We start from the raw sequence: 19,704 nt of genomic DNA, 5'->3' as shown, positions 1-19,704 counted from the left end.
TAATATCTTTCTGATATATTTTTCAATATGAGATAAAATTTTATAAAAAACCATAAGGATAATCAATAAACAAGTGGAGAAATCAAACTATATAATTGATAATAAATAAATAAATAGACAGCTAATGAATATATAAAAAAGATTCCAGTAATAAATATTAATTTTATTAATAAAAATTATCTTCTTTGGTTAAATCATTATCTGTTAAAGACCAGATACAGTGAATTTTTTTATCATCGAAAAACATTGGGAAGCTGAAAGTGGTATCATAAAAGTATCCTACTAGAGGTAAAAATGGTATGGAAGGACGATTGCGATATCCAAGATACTGGAAACACGGTATTGTTCCAACCCAAATTATTCCCAAGACTGAAATCACTTTTGCAAGAGAGCTAGATTCTGGAGGCTTGTTAAGCATATAAACGCTATATATTATTAAAAAAGACAACAATAAAAACTTCACTTTTCTAAAATAATCTTGATGCTTTTGAGGTTCAAGTAAATCAATATGTTTGTGATTATATTTATACATTTATTACACCTCATAAATTTATTTTGATTTATTGATTGTCATTTACTAAGCATTTGATTTCTGTCAGTAATGGGAAAAAAACTATTTCATAATTAAATCTTTCCTCAAATGCTTGTCTAGCTGCTGAACACGTTTTTTGATAATCCTCAAAATCGCATAAAATATCTTTGATTGCATCAGCGATCGCATGAGGATCTTCAGGATTAGCAAAACGCACCCAAGATTCATTGCATAGAAATTCGCGATAGTTGGGGAAGTCGCTGACAATAACTGGTAAACCACAGGCAGCATACTCATATATTTTGTTGCAAGCAGTTACACAAGCTACTCGATCAAAGGAAGTATTCTTATATAGAGCAAATCCGATAGTCGAAGATAATGTATGCATTTGCAAATCATTGTAAGGAATTGTACCTAAATAAGAAAAATTTTTAGATATTTGAAGAGTATTAATTAAATCATCAATTTCTTTAGCAGCCTCCTTATTCATGAATCCAACGAACTTTATATGACTATCTTTGTTTATCAGAGTGGTAGAAGTTATAATCTCCAGCATAGAGCTTGAGTTAGAAATTGTACCTCTATAAAAGATAATAATGGATTGCCAACGATTAGGAATTACAGAATACCAGTCTAACTGGAGTTGGAAAACAGATTTTAAGGGGAAATTAGGCACAATAAGTGGAGTTTTTTTTAAATTTGTTATAGTTTGAAAAAAAATAGCTCTGTCTTTATCTGGGAAAACAACTATTGTGGCGTGGTGTATTAATTTTCTTTCGATTCTTTGAAGAAATCCTGACAGAGAAGATAGAGGAGATAATTTATCAGAGATCTCATGGCTGTGGTAAATCAGCGGAATTTTTTTGAATATATGGATAGCGGATAGATAGGATGCTATGTATGCAAAAGTGTCATAAGCATAAATTAGAGAAACATCTTTTAAAAGACGGCGTGATTGAATGACAAAATCAGTATATTCCCAGAGCTTTTCTTTGGCAGATCTCTGGACTCTCTCTTTTACAGATGTATATTCACCTAGACGATGAACCGAAACATTAGATGGATATTGCCAATGGGGAGTTTCTTGATTACGACCAATTAAAACAATGTCAAAATGTTCTGACAACAAATAAACTGCGTTAACAGTGGGCGGATAATAATCAGGATTTGAGTAAACTATCATCCCAATCTTTTTTTTAGTCATAACTCCACCTTTTGTAAAACGAACATTAATTCATGAAAATGCTTAGGACGTTTAAGCTGAACTCTAAGTTTTTGTAATACGTTGTAACTCCATACATCAGGCTGTAACAATTTTGAGACTAGTGACAAAGGCTTTAATGCTTGATAATTCTTGTACTGTTTGTTATTTAGAGGAAAGCCTTGATATTCAAATAGAATAACTTTTAATCCAGATTTATTAGCTAATCTCGAAAGAGTCTTGCTGTCAAAGTAACTGAGATGTTCCATATTTCTCTGTACCCCGATCCATTCTGCCCCCCAATCATCAAAACATTCCATATCTGGGCAACCACCTAAGAATATACCTCCACTACAAAGGACTCGACTAACTTCGTCAAATAATTGAGATGGATTTTGGACATGTTCAATTAAATCAAAAGCAGTAATGATATCAAAACTTTGATCAGAAAATAATAGTTTATCCGCTGAAGATTCTAAGATCTCTAAACCATAATGAAGGCGACCATAATCAGCAGCATCAGAACTAAATTCTACTCCAGCAACTTTTCTAGCACCATACTGTCTTGCTAATACTAGTAATGCACCATCAGCACATCCTAAATCTAGGAATCTTTTATTGAATACATCTGTATGTTGTTTGATGAATTGCCACCCAGTAACTTGTTCACTTTCGATTGCTTTTTCTCTGGATTCAAAATAGTTTGTATCTTGATGAAAATCATGATTGCCAGAAAAATACCCCTCTTGGTAAAAACGAAGTAGTTCTTCGTGGGTAGGTTGAGGCTGTACAAAGCGAAATGAACAGGACTGACAGGAAACGATATCTAGGTAATCTAGACGTGAGTAGATAGATATATAACGATCAAAGCCACAAATGGGGCATAAAATTTCTTGTGTATTCTGCCAATTCCAAGTACTTTGTTTGCTTGTTAGAGAGTTCATAGTTTCTAATGAAATGGAGATAAAAATAGCACTAAACTTTTAATTAATAAATCTTCTTCTTGCATTTGATCCAAACTCAACAGGTTTTGCCATTTAGATGGATAAGCAGATCGAAAAGCTAGTGCCTCAGGAGAGATAATTGTGATTGTATGTACCCTAGTGAAGTATTTTTCAACTTTTTGGATATATTCCCTAGGTCTTAAATAGCTAAAAAGACCTTCACTAATATGCTTACGGATCTCAAAATAACTCTCCTCTGTAGTTGCCCAAGAACTTTGTTTTTCAAAAGAATTAATCCAATTAAAATAGTCTGATTGACTTAGTAAAAGATGATTAAATCCATTCTCTAGTCCACCTACGGCTGAAAAATGATCGCCACTAAATGTATGCCATAGCGGACCAAACCCTGACAGGACTATACCATCGGGCTTTATCAAGCGTTTAGTTTCTTTAAGCATACTTTCAAAGTCCTTGATGTGTTCCCAAACAGCAAAGGAAGAAATCACATCGAAAATCTGAGTATCTAGCTGAGTGTGACAAAAATCACCATCTAGAAATTTTATTGATGTGCTTTGAGAACTCTGAGAGATTTGGCTCCAACCTTTCTCAAAGCTAAATAAGTCCATACCTAATACAGAACTAGCTCCTAGACTAGACCATGCTAAGGCTTCTTGACCTAATCCACAACCTTGAATAAATACTTTAGATTCTTTCAAAGGCACAAGACGCTTTAATTTTTTTGCTAGTGATAGAAACCCAGAACCTCTTTCACCAAACAATAATTGATCAGTGTCAAAAGAAAAGTTAGAAAGCTCTGGATATTTGAATAAATTAAAGTAAGTTGTGAATTTAGTTGAAAGTGGATAAATTATTTGGTCTAAAATTTGACGTTTAATGTTGATCTGATTATGATATGTATTTGGACTAAAAATAATAGGGGTATGATCAATCATTTCTATTTATCTTTTTAAAGGTAATATTTTTTTTATTCTAAGTTTTTCTGCCGTGTATAAGACACTGTTGAAAGTTGATATACAGATCATTGGCATTGTGATTATGACTAACCAATAATTATTAAGATAGGTTGTTGGAAAGACAGAAACAAATAAGCTATACACAAAAAATATTTCACTAATAACCATTAGTTTTATTAGCAATAAAATATCGGTTTTAGCCAAATCACCTAAACTTGGTTTGATTATATACAAAAAACCTGCAAGCTGACCAATAAATTGTGATATTAAAAAGCCTAAACTGCTATAACGAGGTACTAATAAAAAAGCAAATAAAATCCAACAAATAACTCCCACTAAACTAGCATAAGAAACTTTAAGTGTTTTTCCAGATACTACTAAATACTGCACTAGTAGTGATGAAATACCAGCAATCGCTGATGTCCATAGAGAAATCCAAGATAGAATTATTGCCTGTTCATAATTAGCGCCAAACAGTAAATGAATTAGCTGGGGTAAGATCAGGCTAACTAAACCTGTCGGAATAAGAAGCAAAATCCACACACCTCTTAGATGCACCGATTTAAGATATTGGTAAGACTGCTTATCATCTGCGGCACTAGCGGATAGATAGGAAATGGCGGCAGGGGCGATCGCACTAGGAATAAAACCAATAAGGGCAGATATACTTTGAGCAACCCGCAAATAACCTAATTGTTCTAATCCTCCATATTGACTGACTAAACCCATTAAAGGCAAGCCAACCAAGCTCCCTAGCAAAGTATTACCTAGATAATAAGGAAATCCAAATTGAAGTATAGACCGAACTTCTTTCCAGAATTTATCGCATCGAAGGCGAATTTCCTTAGATTTAAGTACAGGTTTAACAATTAAATAACTCCAGATAATCTGAGTGATCGCTGCCAAAATCATTCCTAGAAAAGCACCACTTAGCCCCATCTGCCAAGCCAGTAAAACCGTGAGGATGCTGCTAGAAACAATCCCAAGTGATGAGCGTAAGGCATAGGCTCGGAAATCTTGTAAGCTCGATAGAAAGAGTAATGGAACATTACCTAATGGCTGCAAGGTAATTAAGATCGCTGCCAATCCTAGCCAAGTAGTAACAGATGGTTGTGATAGCCAATGCGTTGCTAGTGGTTCACGAAATAGCCATATACCCAAGCCTGTAATGGCACTAACTGAGCAATTCATGATCAAACCAACCCCAAATAGTCGCCCAACCGACTCTATCCCAACCGTTTTATACTGAGCGCCATTTCTTTGCATAGAAATATCTACGCCCAGACTGCTAAACCCTTGAGCCGATTGAGCCAAAGAAAAGACAATATTGTAAATACCTAAGCCTTGCGCTCCCAAAAGCCTTGCCAAAACTGGAATGACTAATACACTTGCTAACTTTGAGATAACATTAGCAAGTGTGAGCCATGCACCCCCTTTTATCAGCTTTTTGATCGCGCTCATGATTTAGGAGGTAAGCATAAATATTCGTCATACTCCACTGTTTCCACATTCTCTCCATCACGATTAAATATTTGATACCCCCAATCCTTTAAAATACTAACTATCTCTTGACAATCTTCTGGAGTTTCCAACCAAAAGGGATGAACGGCTAGTAGCAAGATGGGGGCAGTCTGACTACTCAGAAGTTTTGTTGCACCCTTAATCACTTTCAGTTCTGCTCCCTCAACATCTATTTTGACCAAATTAGGCGATCGCCCCTGTTTAGACAATAATCCATCCAAACTGATGGCAGGTACTGTAACATCTCTACTGACTTTGGGAGCGTCTCCATTTACAGAACCTGAAAACATTAAAGAATTGCAAGGGGATAGCCCATCTTCAATCAGACTAAAAGTAATTGATCCACCATCTTGATCACATACGGCTGCTTCTATGAGGGTCACAATGCTTTCATGTCCATTTAATGTGATGTGCCGTTTTAGTAAAGCAGCATTAGCTGGACTAGGCTCGATGGCGATTATCTTACCGCTTTTACCAATTATTTGAGCTGCTGGTAATGAAGTTAAACCAATATTGGCTCCGACATCCCAAAAAACATCCCCTTGATGCAACCATTTTTTTAGCCACAATAAAATGTGTGGCTCATAGATGTCCGCAAATACCGCTAGGCTGGGTACAAATTTATAAACCTCATCATTTATTCGTTTGCGAATGAAATTTTTACCGTTATCTTTTAGAAATATGGAGTGATAAATAGACTGACCAACAGAAAGTAAGGCATTGGCTTTTATTTTTACTAAAAATGATTTAATAGAGCGTGCGGTTGTGACTAAAGGAGTATCTAGCATGATGTTTTAATTTTATTCAAAGTGCTTTAAAAATTGTATATTTTCCTTGTAAGTTACATTGAATGATAGGTTAACAAGCTGCTATATCTCAACAAATTTTAGATGCTTGATTAAGTCGAATTGAGCCTTCCATTCATCTCTAAATCTCAAACTCTGAAGTCCATTTTCTGCGAAATTTAAACCATGAATATCCTTTAAAAACTTCTGCTCAAATTTATTGGAATCGACAAAAAAAGCATTAACACCATTTGTATCTACTGTAATAAAATGATATCCAAGGTTTTTGAAGAATTTTTTCCATCCCGACAATGACACACCGTAATATAAACTCTTATGTTCTGGTCTAGCAATAAAGTTGTTTTGATACTCCACCGTTAAGGGATTTTCTGGACCAAAAGCAGAATTATATTCCACAACAAAAATTTTAGGTCTAAAGCCAATTTCCATAATCGCTTTAGCTACATAGTAATCCATACCATCGATGTCTAAAGAAAATACATCAGGATCAAGGTAGAGAGATAATTTTTTAATTTTTTCCACGTTTTCTTGATTAACAAACATTGGAACACAGTTTATAAAATCTTTTGAACATAGATATGCAACATTAAGGTCGCATTCATTAGAAGCATTATGATTGCCTTCAATCATAATGCCCCTATATTTTTTTACAACTCCTAAATAAGAGGTATTATTCTCAATGCCATCAGAAGAACCAATTTCAATGAAATAGCGATTTCGGCTTTTACATTGAGAAAGTAATACATCTATAATTCCGTCCTCACCATTTTGGCTAAATGCTGAGAATTCCCAAGACTGAGGGTCAGTTAAATCTATAGAACGTGTATAACTTGCTATAGCGCCTCTACTCAACGATATGTTAATTCGTTGCATGGCTCTAAGACGTTTTAAGTATCTAATAGCATTGTTTAACATCTGACCTTTCTCTACATTTTTTACAATAAATTTGAATAGGCGTTGATCATTTTCTTTCCGTAGTCATCCCATGAAAGAGAGGTTTGTGCTTGAAGCAAAGCATTTTTACTCATTTCATTTCGACTTTCTGGATTTTCATAAAAATATAAAATCTTTGATTTTAAAGCTTCTATGTCCCGAATTGGTAAAACAAAACCATCTATACCATCTCTAACAATATCTTCACCACCTGTATTTGTTGTATGAATTACAGGAAGACCACAAGCCATTGCTTGCGGCTGTACCATGGCAAGCCCCTCTTCAATGGAAGCAATGCAAAAAACAGAACATTGGGAATAAAACCAACGTAATGTATTTTGTGGATGTTTGCCTTTAAGAATAATGCGATCGCTTTGATATTTGGTGAGAAATGGCATTATTTCTGGATCTACGCTTCCCACTAGCCATAACTCTGCATCAGTTAAATTTAGCTCATAGAATGCTTGCAAGAGATATGGCACACCCTTTCTTAAACTAATTGCACCACAATGGATAACTCGAAAAATTTTATCTTCTTTAGGGACAGGATAAAATTCAGACAAGGAAACACCATAGGGAACATGAATTAATTTTGATTCGGGTATACCCTTTTCTAAGAAAGTTTGTTTGACAAATAAACTAGGAATGGCAATGCGATCGCATTCTTCATAAGCTTTTAATTCACGTTCATAAACGCCTTGATGCGTAGCTGTAAATTTTAATCCCCAGCGCGCATACTCTTCTTGGAGAATTTCAGTCTGATACTTCATATGACTACTCCCACGCTCAACAATGGTTAAAGCACCTAGTTCTTTGGCGCGGCGAAATGACCCAAGACAAGCACCTGACCAGCCCACAAATATATCAAAATCTTCGTTTAGATTTTTAGTTACATCACGATCAAACCACTCTAACCAAAATAGCTGTAAGTTGCGATCACCTTTTAGCCAACTTGGTAGTTTATTCCATCCTCTTGATAAGACTTCTAAATACAAAAGAGATTTTACAGACTGAGTATCTATGTCAAATTCTGAAACTTTAAAAGATGGGTAAGTAGTAAAAAGGTGATTAAGATAGCCTCGCTTTTGCAATTGTTGCGCCAAGTTAAAAGCATGAAATCTTCCTGACACTGCAATATTAACTTTCATTAGTTATTTCTCAGCTAGTAAAAGCAATATATCACCTGAACTTTTAGAATTAGAATCGTTCGGAAATTTATCCCAACTATCATAAAATTTTAGGGATTTGAAGCCATATTTGGGTAGATTATCCTCAAAGAATTTACTAGAAAAACCAACAGGATGTACTGCACCAATTATAGATAATAATGAATTTCCGTAAGCAAGAAAGTCAAAGTTAGGAACTTCTATAATAAGTTTGCCATCAATTTCTAGGTGTTCGTAAAGCTCGGTAAATATGGTAGATAGATCTGTAAAATGTTCTAATGTGTGAGCCGTATAAATCAGATCGAATTTTTTTGAGCCAAGATTAGAAATATTCTTTAAAATATCTACTCCCAAATTTTCTCTGCCGAACTGACGACGAGTATCACTTATCTCTATACCAGTAACATTAAATCCTTGTAATTTAGCTTGGTAAATAAAATATCCCCAAGAAGATCCAATTTCAAGTAAATTTCGACCCTCTAAAAAATCAGAAATCGCCTTAATTCTATCACTAAAATATTTGTCAGAACCTTCAAATTTCTTGCTTATCAGATCACTTAACTGTTCAGCATTAGGCATATCTGTAGTTGAGCCTTCAGCTTGATAGAGCTTATCGTAAAAATCAGAAAAAAATGAAGATTTATAGATAGGGCTGGTGAAAAATAAGCCACAATCATTGCAATGTTCAATCCCGATACTTTTGTACTTCTTTGCAACTTCTTGTAAATCTTGTGAACCACAGTGCGGACAAAAGTTTTGACTCCAGAAAAGAGATTGTGCAAGAAATTCAAGTCTAGGTATTAACTTATTCATGATTTTTTATTTCTTATGAGCTTCAAGACAAATGGAATAGCTAGGATAATCAACAATTTTAGATAAAACTGGGTCTAATATTGGAGGGATAATTCTCAATGGTAAGGTTATACCCCAAGCAAATATATGGTTTACTTTTGATAGTAGACGTAACATAAAAGTTGTCTTTTGGCTAACCAAACCACTACAGAAAGAGAACGAGTCAGGTACTAAGCCTGCTATATAGCATAATTCAGATAACTTTTCTTTCGTATATCCTTTTCTAACATGTCCTCCATTTTCAATAAGTAAAAAAGGACCACTATCCCCTTCCGAAATTGGCTTATAATCCCAGTTTGGTGTTGTTAGTAAAAGCTTTCCCCCTCTTTTTAAGCACTTAGCTATATCACACATCAATTTTTGGTCATCAATAATATGCTCAATATTCTCAAAACAAATAGCAACATCAAATTGATTTATTAGGTCTTGTCGTTCATCAAGTTTTCTGACATCCTGTACTTCAAACGTTGCTGAATTAGCTTTACATAGTGAAGCACGTTCCTTTGCTACATTCTGATTTCTTTCATCCCAACTTAATCCAAGCGCATTGTAGCCCCTTAAAGAAGCATAGGTTGTAAAAGCACCCGTTCCACAACCTATGTCTAAAAACTTCTCAGAATTATTTGTTTTTGGAAGACGTTCTTTCAACCAAATCCAACGATCTAACACCAGAGTGTCGCCATGAATCAGAGTTGCAGGAAATCCGATGAGTTTAACTAATAATGATTTCATCACTGTTTTAATTTATTCCTAAAAACTAAAAATAATCTATTTTAAATCAACCGCTCTATCCAAACTAATATTTTAAATTACTATCTTGATTTACTACGGATAAAATGTCTAAGATTCTATCTTTGATGGTATGCTGTATTGCCTTTTTATAACCCGATTCTGCAATAGAGGTAATTAAATGATCATTCTGAAGTAAATAGCTAATCTTTTGATTTAATTCCTCTGGACTAGAAAAATAAACTGCCTCTTTATCCTCCTCAAATAAACCCAACAAATCTTGACTACGCTCACTCAACATCATCGTACCTGAAGCAGGAATTTCAAATGTTCTAATATTATGTCCCATCTCATTTTGAGGACGTAATATATTTAACCCCATTTTTGCAGAGCCTAAAACATCGGGTATGTTTGTATAATCACACATTCCCTTCACAAAGCCATTAAGTGAATCTTCTTTACAACGAGTTAGCCAATAATCAGATCCCCAAATACCTAAACGATGATTAGAAATTGCCATAAGATATTTTTCTCTTTTTCTACTAGCATCCCAATTACCAATAAAAGCAACATCATAAATGGGATTAAGTTGTTTTTTGGGAAAATGATAATTTGCATCACTACAAAAAGGATGAAAGAAAACTTTTTCTAATCCCTTATTTTGCAACTGATTAACTAGCTCTTTACTCCAGATAAATACTGCATCCCACAAAGGTAGTCCTCGTCTTACCCATGAATTACTATGGGTATGATGGCTATCCAAAGGATTATCTGTGAAAAAGACAAATACTAATCCATACTTTTGCAAGGATTTAATACTTTCTGGTTGAACTAAGTTGGGAGAAACAACAAATACCAAATCTGGCTTAAACTGTCCTGCAATTTTCAGTAATTTTTGATTAGCAGATTGCGCCATAAGTTGCCATGTGAACCGCCATGCCAATCTATCGGATAGAGAACGCGATCGCAAACTAGGTTCAGCATCTTGCCAATTAAAATATTCAACTTCACACCCAACATCCGAAAAACCTCTTCCGTAAACTTCTTCAGTTGCTCCTATTCTATTCAATTGACCTACAACTAATACTTTCATTATTGAGTTTTATAATTAATTATCAATTTTATTCGCAACAGCAAAAAAACTACGACTCCAAACGTTAGATAAAGATAGAGAGCCAGTTTCTACTGCATACAAAAAAACATATAGCAAACGGATAATATTCCATAGACAGAAACGCAATATACTCATAGGTGTATAAGGTACTGGAGATGCTTCATAATATCTAACATCACTAAATCCACAAGCCTTTAATACTTGATCCATACTAGTTGGAGTAAAAGAAATTTCATGACTGAAATCACCAAAGACTGTAGTCCCAGCTAATAAAGGACTTTGGGCATTAGGTACTTTGATAATTAAGATGCCCTTATCACTTAGAACATTTTTAATTAAATTTAGTACATCCATCAATTCGTCTTTTGTGAAATGCTCTAATATATCTATAGCTAGGACAACATCCCACTTTGTTTGTTTAGCATAAGAATTTTTCAGAAAATCACAAATATCACCAGTAACTATATATTTCGACAGTTCTGATCCCTTCAGAATAGTATCTAACTCTGGACATCTATCAACCCCCATAATTTCTGAATATCCTAAACTTTTTAAAGCCACTAGTAAAGAACCACAGCCACAGCCAATATCTAACACTTTGGTACTTTTGTCTTGTGGCAAAAACTTGGTTAAAAAATAATTGTTGTAATAATTTCTTCTTGGCGAGCCAAAATCTAGGTTTGAAATATACTCACCTTGGCTTGAAAAATATTTGTTGTAAATTTGATTGCGGTATTTAGTTGACATAATTAGTAGATGTTTTTTATTCAAAAATTAACTGTGCTAATTAACGCTTCTTTTAGTCCTAAAACATCTTCCTGAAAACTCCAATTGTTAATTATTTTTTGGCTTCTATCACCTGCAACTATAGAATTAGCGATCGCCCATTTCATTGATTCTGCTAAAGCTACTACATCCCCTACTGGAAAAATAGCGCCATTCTGCCCATCTAAAACGAGATCAGGAGCGCAACCAACTTGATCGCTTACTACAACTGCTTTACCTGCATTCATCACTTCATTAATTGCCAGTCCCCAAGGTTCAAAACTAGAAGGTAAGACGAAAATATCACATAAATCATACATAGTAGGCATTTCTGATTGATTTTTAAAACCCAAAAATCTAATTGATTGCCAACCTATTTCTTTAGCTGTATTTTCAAGGGATACTTTTAAAGCTCCATCGCCAACAAATAGTAAATAAGGATCTGGCTCTTGGATACCATCTGGGGAAAGTAATCGATAGGCTGACAATAGATCTTGGGGGCGTTTAACATCAATTAACTTAGCTGCATATAAAATTATTGGTCTATTAGGTTCCAAATCCAGCGATCGCTTGAGATTTTCTCGATTTGTTCTAGCTAACTTTACTTGAGCCTGAAAGAAATTATTATCAACTGCATATGGTACGGGGAATAGGCGATCTGTATTAACTTTATGATTTATATAAAACTGATAGTTTAAATTTCCTACATAAAGGAAAGCAGATATTTTTTTAAATAAAAACCCTAAAAATATTTTTTTTGTGGTTTGTTTAATAAAGTGGTTTGTTGCTTGCAATCCATTAGACTCACCTCTTAACAAAACAGGAATATTTAACTTCTCTGCCGCAAAGATTACCTGCAAACTACAAAACCATGCCCATCCATGTACCCATACTGCATCAAAATTACCGATCTCTAATAGCTTAGGTATGTTTTTGGCAATAGGCTGTTGGAACATATTTTTCCATTGCTTACTACCCCAACAATCTAAAAACTGGTAATCATAACCCTCCGTTAATGGTACATCCCACTCGATTACTTTCCCAAATCCACTATCTTGATAGGGCTTTAAAGAAAAATCACTATAAAAAAACACCTTAAGATCGATATCTGGATCGGCGGCAATCATCCGCAGCAAAGGAGCCTGATATTGAATTGGGTGAGATACAAAGTATGCGAGTTTAAACATTAATATGTATGATCCTCAAAACATTAAAAGAAAATACCTAATGCTTGAAATTTGGAAGCAGATTTACAGCGATCTAAAACTTGCGATGGGTTCCGAATCCACAAATAGTTATTATTTAAATGATTGTTAACTGATATCTCTAACTTCCTTTGAAATGGATTGTAACTAGCAGGTTCAAATCCAAAATCCTTTAAAGTCTTATTGATCTCAGAATCAACTGTTTCTAATAAAATAGCCAGTAAAGAATTGCAAGCTAGAATTTTAGATGCTCCTGCAATTACTTCTGATTCAAATCCCTCAACATCAATTTTGATGAGAGTAGGTTGTAGTTGGTCAATGATTTGATCAAGTGGTTCAACAGGCACTTCAATTGATTTACCTATGTAGTTGGCATCAACAGCTTTATTTGTTGTATCAAGATCTGAAGTAAATTTTAGTAATCCACTATTTTTTCCTGCGGCGCAACAACGACTATCTACTAAAGAAGATATATCGTTAATTCGTATATTTCTTTGTAGTCGATTAAAAGTTTCTGGTACTGGCTCGATCGCTAAACTATTTGCTCCAACCGCTTTTGATGCAAGTACTGTATATGAGCCAATATTTGCTCCCACATCAACAAATAAGTCTCCTATGCGTAGCAAGTGCAAGCAAAAAGCCATGTCGGCAAATTCGTGCAAGCCAGTATAGATATTACCTGTTGCTCCAGTCATCCCAATCTCGACAACTAACTGAGATTCGCCAACAAAAGGAACAACAACAGGCATTTTTAAAATTCGTGCACCTATTTGCCACCTAATCCATAATTTGAGTGCATGGAAAAAGTTTTGTGAGCCTAATGGATGACACTGAATAAATCTCCAAGTTTGTAGAAATGAAGTTAGCACAATTTTTATATCTTATTCTTATGCTTTATTTAGAGAAACCATTTTTTGCTTGAGACTTGTTATAAATCACAAAAAAGAGTCAATGCATTGCACTAACTCTTTTTTAAGAAATGCGGATGGAGAGACTCGAACTCTCACATCAGAGATACTAGAACCTAAATCTAGCGCGTCTACCAATTCCGCCACATCCGCTTGGGCTAAGTGTTTTTCACACCGAATAGAATGATACATCAATCTCGGTAAATTGCAGCACAAATTTTTTAAGAATATTTTTGACATTCGGATTGACCTAAATTAATCACCTATAATTTTGGCGTTTTGGCGAAAAGTGTCGATAAGTAAAGACTTTCTAGCGAAATATCAATGCTTGTTGAATATCAAAGTACTGTAATAGCGATTAATTGCTATACAGCTATAGACTGTGATGCCAGAGATTGTAATGAAAGTGTTGACTTTACCTTCTTTATTTTATTGATATACAATCTTTAGATTAGTCTCTTGCGCTGAGCCTACTGTTAACATTTTTGTTGAGCATGTCTGTCTAGTGCATATTCATAAGCCTCAAAAAATTGATCTAGAGCAAATCTACCCCTGTCCTTGCCCACGCAAACGCGGCAAATTAAAACCGATCGCGCTGACAGATGCTTTTGGCTGCGATCGCTGCTCTTTGTTATTTGAGCTAGAAAATGATGGTTACAGTCTATTGCAGGTAGGTGGCATTGATTCTCAACGTCATACATGGCAATGGATTGGCAAATGGCGAGCGAGTCGTGAATATCGACAATATCCCTTGTTAGAAACAGCCTTGATGTACATAATTTCTTTGCTGTTTTTTGCATTGGTAGTTATGTGGGCACTAAATCTCAAATCCGCTTTTGCTATTCCTCTAGCGATTTTGTTGTTTACTCTTTTAGGTTTGTTAATATGGCGATTGCTCGTGTTGCGTTATCACGATTTTTAGAAACTTTCTGAGCAGCTTGCTCCTGTGAAATTCATTGAATTTTCTTATAAAGCAATATCCTCAGGCTTTTAGCAAGTAATTATTACCCATATGTCACCAGAAGACCTTACAGGCTTCATTTATAAATCCCACGCCGCAGCACTACAACTCGCGCAAATTCCTACAAGGGAACGCGATAGTTTATTGCTAGAGCTTGCTGAAGCAATTAAGAAACACAAAAATGAGATCCTCGAAGCAAATACCTTGGATTTGGAAGCGAGTCGCGATATGGCTGTACCTGAGTTAGTACTAGAGTGGCTCAAACTAACACCCGAACGACTTAATCATGCGCTCGAATGCCTAAGACAACTTTCTGGGTTACCTGATCCTCTAACATTGCATGTGGGCATTAATGGCTATCAAAGGGTTCCTTTGGGAGTGGTGGCTTTTGTGTATGAGGGCTTTCCACAGTTGAGCTTGATTGCGGCAGGCATGTGTCTCAAGGTGGGGAATACGATCATCCTCAAGGGTGGCAATGAAGGTACATATACCCAAGAGGCGATCGCGTCAATCGCTAAAGATGTCTTCATCTCTAGGGGTTTCCCTGAAGCATGTATGACCTCTGTACCTAAAGGGGTTGCCATGAAGGAGCTAATTGTCCAAGAAAAATATTTGCGGTTAGTAATTCCCTATGGTCGCCCCAGTTTTGTACAACAGGTGAGCAAGCAAGCTACAGTTTCCGCTTTACCGATCGCGATGGGTAACTGTTATCTATATTTATCGGCATCAGGCAACCTCGACTTTGCTAAGGAAATTATTTTAAATAGTCGTAAAGGTGAGCCTGATGCTGTCAATGCGATCGAGAAAGTAGTTGTGCATCAGTCATGGCTAGATCGTGGTTTAGGCGAGTGGATTGTTCGTTTAAAGAAGCAAGGTTTGGTGGTAAGGGGCTGTGCAGGAGCAACTAATTATTTTCGGCAGTTCCTTGAAGAGAGCCATAGCGATGAAACAGATAAACCGAGTCAAGCGCTGATAGATAAGGCAATTGAGCTTGAAGATGTTTGGGGACAATCTTATTTAGATGAAACCATCGCCATTAAAGTGGTGCAGGATACGGAAGAGGCGATCGCATGGATCAATCAATATAGTAGTGGTCATGCTGATGTGTTACTAACTGACTCCTTATCTGAACGCGATCGCTTTGTTAGTCGCATTAATAGCAGTACGATTTTTGTCAATGCCCATAGTCGTTTCAGTCGTTGTGCCAAAGTTGGTGAAAATGGCAATGTCAAAATCGCCTTGGGCATGTCCAGCTTAAAAACGCGAGGAGCATCCAGATATCCGGGGATGATCGATATTTATGCTTTGACAACGACAAAGCAAGTGTTAACAAGTTCTTGGTTAACTTGATAAGTAGCTAGGCATAATTACAAAATAGAGCCAAAACCCGTAGCGCACGCTGCGCGTGCGCTACGGGTTTTGGGGTTTTATATTTAATTGCACCCAGCTACTTAGAAGAACAGTATGTAGGACTATTCCTCTATCAAACATGTCGATGCGATCGCTGGTAGGATTAAGACAATTAGAGTGTTATTGCCCCGTAAAGCATGGATTTTCAGTCGGTTATTTTGGCGTTGCAAAAGTATTGGAGCGATCGCGGATGTTTGATTGCTCAACCCTATGACATTGAAAAGGGTGCGGGAACGATGAGTCCGCATACTTTCCTAAGAGCGATTGGTCCTGAGCCTTGGAACGTTGCCTATGTCGAACCATGCCGCCGTCCTACCGATGGGCGTTATGGCGAAAATCCTAACCGTTTGCAACATTATTATCAATTTCAAGTAATTCTCAAGCCATCTCCCGATGATGTGCTAGAGCAATATCTAAATAGTTTGAAATATCTTGGTATCGATCCCGCCGATCACGATGTGCGATTCGTCGAAGATGACTGGGAATCACCCACCCTTGGTGCATGGGGTGTGGGTTGGGAAGTCTGGCTAGATGGCATGGAAGTTACTCAGTTCACATACTTCCAACAGGTTGGAGGTCTAGACTGTCGCCCCGTTTCTGCGGAAATCACCTATGGTTTAGAGCGCTTAGTGATGTATCTCCAAGGTGTGGACTCGGTGTATGACATTGTGTGGCGATCGCACCCAGAATTAGGTGACATCAAATATGGTCAAGTACATCACCAAGGTGAAGTCGAGCATAGCGGCTACAACTTTGGCAATTTTGGCGGTAAACCCCAAGATTCTGACCTATTGTTTCAGCTATTCCTCCAATACGAAAAAGAAGCAGGACATTTACTAGAATCCGAGCTAGTATTACCCGCTTTTGATTACGTATTGAAATGCTCCCATTCCTTTAACCTGTTGGATGCGCGAGGGGTAATCTCTGTAACCGAGCGTACCCGCTATATCGGACGTATCCGTAACCTAGCTCGACAGGTGGCGAAGCTTTATTACGCACAGCGAGAGGCACTAGGATTTCCCCTAGGCTCAGAGTTACAAGGAGTCAAATAAAAGAAAGGAGACGCGATGCGTCTCCTTTCTTTTATTTGAAAAGCAGTATTTATGGTTCCAACTGAACAGAAAAGCAGCAATATGGCTACCCATTTGGCTTATGCGATGCACAAGAAAAAAATCATATTTAACCTTCTTAACACTCCCAAACAGCTCAAAGCCCTTGTCAATCAACACTTTTGGAATTTTTTCTTTTTAAAGAAGTTGTAATTTTCGATACTAAAATTTATAAGCCCGAAACAAGCCGTTATAAATCGTGACAATCTGTAATAAAAAACGATCCAACGACATAGTATAAACATAGAAGTTGGAAATCAAAACTAACAAAACGAGCGAAAGTTAAATCTTGAGCGAGTGAAGTTGAGATAGACGACTATATTAAATTAAAAATAAAAACTTTTTCTAGCTCATTCTGACTTTTTAGTTAAATTAAAAAATTAATTAGATTTTAGAATTTGCTTAGATTTAGAAAAAATTGATTGGCTCTGCCTATCTCAGTCTTTATAAAGACACTTAAACATATTTGGAGATAAACGTAACATGACATTAGATGCATTTGCCAAGGTAGTATCCCAAGCTGATTCACGTGGCGCATACCTCACCTCTTCTCAGCTAGATGCTTTGAATGCACTCGTTGCTGATGGCAGCAAGCGTATTGACGTTGTAAACCGCATCACCGGTAGCTCTTCTACAATCGTTGCTAATGCTGCTCGTGCTTTGTTCGCTGAGCAACCTGCATTGATCGCTCCTGGTGGAAATGCTTACACCAACCGTCGTATGGCTGCTTGCTTGCGCGACATGGAAATCATTTTGCGCTATGTAACTTACGCAGTATTCGCTGGCGATTCCAGCATCTTGGATGATCGTTGCTTGAACGGTTTGAGAGAAACCTACTTGGCTCTTGGTACTCCTGGTGCATCCGTTGCAGTTGGCGTTCAAAAGATGAAAGAAGCAGCGATCGCAATCGCTAACGATCCTAATGGCATTACCCGTGGTGATTGCAGCAGCCTGATTGCTGAACTCGGCAGCTATTTCGACAGAGCAGCAGCAGCAGTTGCTTAGTTTGCATCTTTTGATTGTTTAAAAAATTTATTTGGAGATATTGTAAGTCATGTCAAAAACCCCTTTAACCGAAGCTCTAGCTACAGCTGATTCTCAAGGTCGTTTCCTCAGCGCTAGTGAATTGCAAGTTGCTTTTGGTCGTTTCCGCCAAGCAGGTTCTGGTCTAGCAGCAGCTAGAGCTTTGACCGAAAAGGCTGATTCATTGGTAGCAGGTGCAGCTAATGCTGTTTACCAAAAGTTCCCTTACACCACCAATACTCCTGGTTCTAACTATGCTTCTAGCCAAACTGGCAAGGACAAGTGCGCCAGAGACATCGGCTACTACCTCCGCATCGTAACCTATGCGTTGGTTGTTGGTGGTACAGGTCCTCTTGATGACTACCTCATCAGTGGCTTGGCTGAAATCAACCGTACTTTTGAATTGTCTCCTAGCTGGTACGTTGAAGCTTTGAAGTACATCAAGGCTAACCACGGTTTGAGCGGTGACGCTGCTTCCGAAGCAAACTCCTACCTCGATTATGCTATCAACGCATTGATCTAGTTTGATCTTTAATTAGATTCTTCGGATTAAAAAAAGGCACTCCTTAGGGGGTGTCTTTTTTAGTTGGAAAGTATTGCAAGACAATACTTTCCAAAAGAGAAAGGCTATAAAATGAGGGTTTGTTTGATTGTAAAATGCTTTATGTGAATTTCCATTTTGACCACAGCAAAATGGAATCTTAAAAATTTCTTAGTGACAAAACGATGAGTGAATCCGAACTTCCAGACGATAATCAGTTGACCTTAGAACAGGCACTTATTAATTTACAATGCGAAGATTTAGGATTACGGATCTATGCGGCATGGTGGCTCGGACGATTTCGAGTAAAGGATTCTAGAGCGATCGCTCTTTTAATTAATGCTCTAGATGATGAAGCCGATCGCACTGATGCAGGTGGTTATCCATTGCGACGTAATGCTGCTAGAGCTTTAGGAAAGCTTGGCGATCGCAGTGCTGTCTCGGCATTAATTCGCTCATTAGACTGTAAGGATTTTTATGTACGTGAGGCGGCAGCTCAATCTCTAGAAATGCTTGGTGATATAGCCTGTGTTCCCAAATTATTGGAAATGCTCAGTACACCGATAACATCAGAAATATCGGGTTTAGAAAGTGAGCAACCTTTTGACGCAATTCTCGAAGCTTTAGGAACTTTGGGGGCAGTGGAAACAATTCCGCAGATCTTGCCATTTTTGGAACATCCCATTCCTAGAGTGAAGTATGCGGCGGCTCGTGCCATGTATCAGCTTTCGTCCGATCCTGAAACCGCAGCTCAGTACGGCAATATTCTGATTAATGCCTTAAGCAACAATGATTTACAATTGCGGCGAACTGTTCTTTCCGATTTAGGTGCAATCGGTTATTTGGGAGCGGCGGAAGCAATTAGCAACACAATGGCAGAAAATAGCCTCAAATTAATTTCTCTTAAAGGTGTATTAGAAAAACAAATACCACTTGCTACACCTCCTGATCTGACCGCAGGTGCAGTTAGGGTCATGGCACTGATGGATGATTTATTGTAAAGTAGAGAA

The 19,704-nt window shown here is 36.9% G+C and carries 20 protein-coding genes and 1 tRNA gene; 6 read left to right on the top strand and 15 right to left on the bottom strand.

The features are described from left to right. Positions 1 to 166: 166 nt before the first annotated feature. The 15 genes from NMG48_RS19910 to NMG48_RS19840 form a co-directional block, all read right to left on the bottom strand. Positions 167 to 532 carry a hypothetical protein gene (locus NMG48_RS19910; RefSeq protein WP_271253145.1) on the bottom strand — a complete coding sequence of 122 codons (366 nt, stop codon included), beginning with the start codon at positions 530 to 532 and terminating at the stop codon, positions 167 to 169. Between the two features lie 28 nt (positions 533 to 560). Beyond that, on the bottom strand, positions 561 to 1,736 hold the full coding sequence (locus tag NMG48_RS19905) for a glycosyltransferase (protein WP_271253144.1): 1,176 nt from the start codon (positions 1,734 to 1,736) through the stop codon (positions 561 to 563). After that, positions 1,733 to 2,677, bottom strand: coding sequence for a class I SAM-dependent methyltransferase (locus tag NMG48_RS19900; RefSeq protein ID WP_271253143.1), 945 nt, complete (start codon positions 2,675 to 2,677; stop codon positions 1,733 to 1,735). The genes NMG48_RS19905 and NMG48_RS19900 overlap by 4 nt, the downstream gene beginning before the upstream one ends. 5 nt (positions 2,678 to 2,682) lie before the next feature. After that, a complete protein-coding gene (locus NMG48_RS19895) occupies positions 2,683 to 3,630 on the bottom strand; it encodes a class I SAM-dependent methyltransferase (RefSeq protein ID WP_271253142.1) in 948 nt (315 codons plus the stop codon). Positions 3,631 to 3,636: 6 nt separating this feature from the next. After that, positions 3,637 to 5,112 (bottom strand): lipopolysaccharide biosynthesis protein, encoded by a 1,476-nt coding sequence (locus NMG48_RS19890; RefSeq protein WP_271253141.1) that lies wholly within the window; start codon positions 5,110 to 5,112, stop codon positions 3,637 to 3,639. Beyond that, the gene (locus NMG48_RS19885; protein ID WP_271253140.1) at positions 5,109 to 5,960 is read right to left on the bottom strand and encodes an FkbM family methyltransferase; all 852 of its coding nucleotides are present in this window, start codon (positions 5,958 to 5,960) and stop codon (positions 5,109 to 5,111) included. The genes NMG48_RS19890 and NMG48_RS19885 overlap by 4 nt, the downstream gene beginning before the upstream one ends. A gap of 81 nt (positions 5,961 to 6,041) precedes the next feature. Then, positions 6,042 to 6,851, bottom strand: coding sequence for a hypothetical protein (locus tag NMG48_RS19880; protein ID WP_271253139.1), 810 nt, complete (start codon positions 6,849 to 6,851; stop codon positions 6,042 to 6,044). Positions 6,852 to 6,913: 62 nt separating this feature from the next. Further along, on the bottom strand, positions 6,914 to 8,059 hold the full coding sequence (locus tag NMG48_RS19875; RefSeq protein ID WP_271253138.1) for a glycosyltransferase family 4 protein: 1,146 nt from the start codon (positions 8,057 to 8,059) through the stop codon (positions 6,914 to 6,916). 3 nt (positions 8,060 to 8,062) lie between these two features. Beyond that, complete coding sequence (locus NMG48_RS19870) at positions 8,063 to 8,890, bottom strand: class I SAM-dependent methyltransferase (RefSeq protein ID WP_271253137.1); 828 nt, start codon at positions 8,888 to 8,890, stop codon at positions 8,063 to 8,065. A gap of 6 nt (positions 8,891 to 8,896) precedes the next feature. After that, on the bottom strand, positions 8,897 to 9,661 hold the full coding sequence (locus NMG48_RS19865) for a class I SAM-dependent methyltransferase (RefSeq protein WP_271253136.1): 765 nt from the start codon (positions 9,659 to 9,661) through the stop codon (positions 8,897 to 8,899). 64 nt (positions 9,662 to 9,725) lie between these two features. Further along, complete coding sequence (locus NMG48_RS19860; protein ID WP_271253135.1) at positions 9,726 to 10,751, bottom strand: CgeB family protein; 1,026 nt, start codon at positions 10,749 to 10,751, stop codon at positions 9,726 to 9,728. A gap of 15 nt (positions 10,752 to 10,766) precedes the next feature. Further along, on the bottom strand, positions 10,767 to 11,519 hold the full coding sequence (locus NMG48_RS19855) for a class I SAM-dependent methyltransferase (protein WP_271253134.1): 753 nt from the start codon (positions 11,517 to 11,519) through the stop codon (positions 10,767 to 10,769). 20 nt (positions 11,520 to 11,539) lie between these two features. Continuing rightward, positions 11,540 to 12,724: a glycosyltransferase family 4 protein gene (locus tag NMG48_RS19850; RefSeq protein WP_271253133.1), complete on the bottom strand. Its 1,185-nt coding sequence runs from the start codon at positions 12,722 to 12,724 to the stop codon at positions 11,540 to 11,542. 23 nt (positions 12,725 to 12,747) lie between these two features. Then, a complete protein-coding gene (locus tag NMG48_RS19845; protein WP_271253132.1) occupies positions 12,748 to 13,491 on the bottom strand; it encodes an FkbM family methyltransferase in 744 nt (247 codons plus the stop codon). A 231-nt stretch (positions 13,492 to 13,722) separates the two neighbouring features. After that, positions 13,723 to 13,803 (bottom strand) — tRNA-Leu (locus NMG48_RS19840). Between the two features lie 352 nt (positions 13,804 to 14,155). Between NMG48_RS19840 and NMG48_RS19835 the strand changes: the two genes are divergently transcribed. From NMG48_RS19835 to NMG48_RS19810, 6 genes are all read left to right on the top strand, one after another. Further along, entirely contained in the window at positions 14,156 to 14,572 is a 417-nt protein-coding gene (locus tag NMG48_RS19835; protein WP_271253131.1) for a hypothetical protein, read from the top strand. 90 nt (positions 14,573 to 14,662) lie between these two features. Further along, complete coding sequence (locus NMG48_RS19830) at positions 14,663 to 15,961, top strand: aldehyde dehydrogenase family protein (RefSeq protein WP_271253130.1); 1,299 nt, start codon at positions 14,663 to 14,665, stop codon at positions 15,959 to 15,961. A gap of 197 nt (positions 15,962 to 16,158) precedes the next feature. Beyond that, a complete protein-coding gene (glyQ, locus tag NMG48_RS19825; protein ID WP_126386935.1) occupies positions 16,159 to 17,073 on the top strand; it encodes a glycine--tRNA ligase subunit alpha in 915 nt (304 codons plus the stop codon). Between the two features lie 540 nt (positions 17,074 to 17,613). Further along, positions 17,614 to 18,135 (top strand): phycocyanin subunit beta, encoded by a 522-nt coding sequence (locus tag NMG48_RS19820; protein ID WP_126386934.1) that lies wholly within the window; start codon positions 17,614 to 17,616, stop codon positions 18,133 to 18,135. Between the two features lie 49 nt (positions 18,136 to 18,184). Continuing rightward, positions 18,185 to 18,676, top strand: coding sequence for a phycocyanin subunit alpha (cpcA, locus tag NMG48_RS19815; protein ID WP_126386933.1), 492 nt, complete (start codon positions 18,185 to 18,187; stop codon positions 18,674 to 18,676). A 203-nt stretch (positions 18,677 to 18,879) separates the two neighbouring features. Continuing rightward, complete coding sequence (locus NMG48_RS19810) at positions 18,880 to 19,695, top strand: HEAT repeat domain-containing protein (RefSeq protein WP_271253129.1); 816 nt, start codon at positions 18,880 to 18,882, stop codon at positions 19,693 to 19,695. Positions 19,696 to 19,704: the final 9 nt, after the last annotated feature.

The sequence above is a fragment of the Pseudanabaena sp. Chao 1811 genome, assembly GCF_027942295.1.
In the GTDB taxonomy this organism is placed as follows: domain Bacteria; phylum Cyanobacteriota; class Cyanobacteriia; order Pseudanabaenales; family Pseudanabaenaceae; genus Pseudanabaena.
The sequence above is the reverse complement of the archived record's forward strand: the minus strand, read 5'-3'. Positions and strand labels throughout refer to the sequence as shown.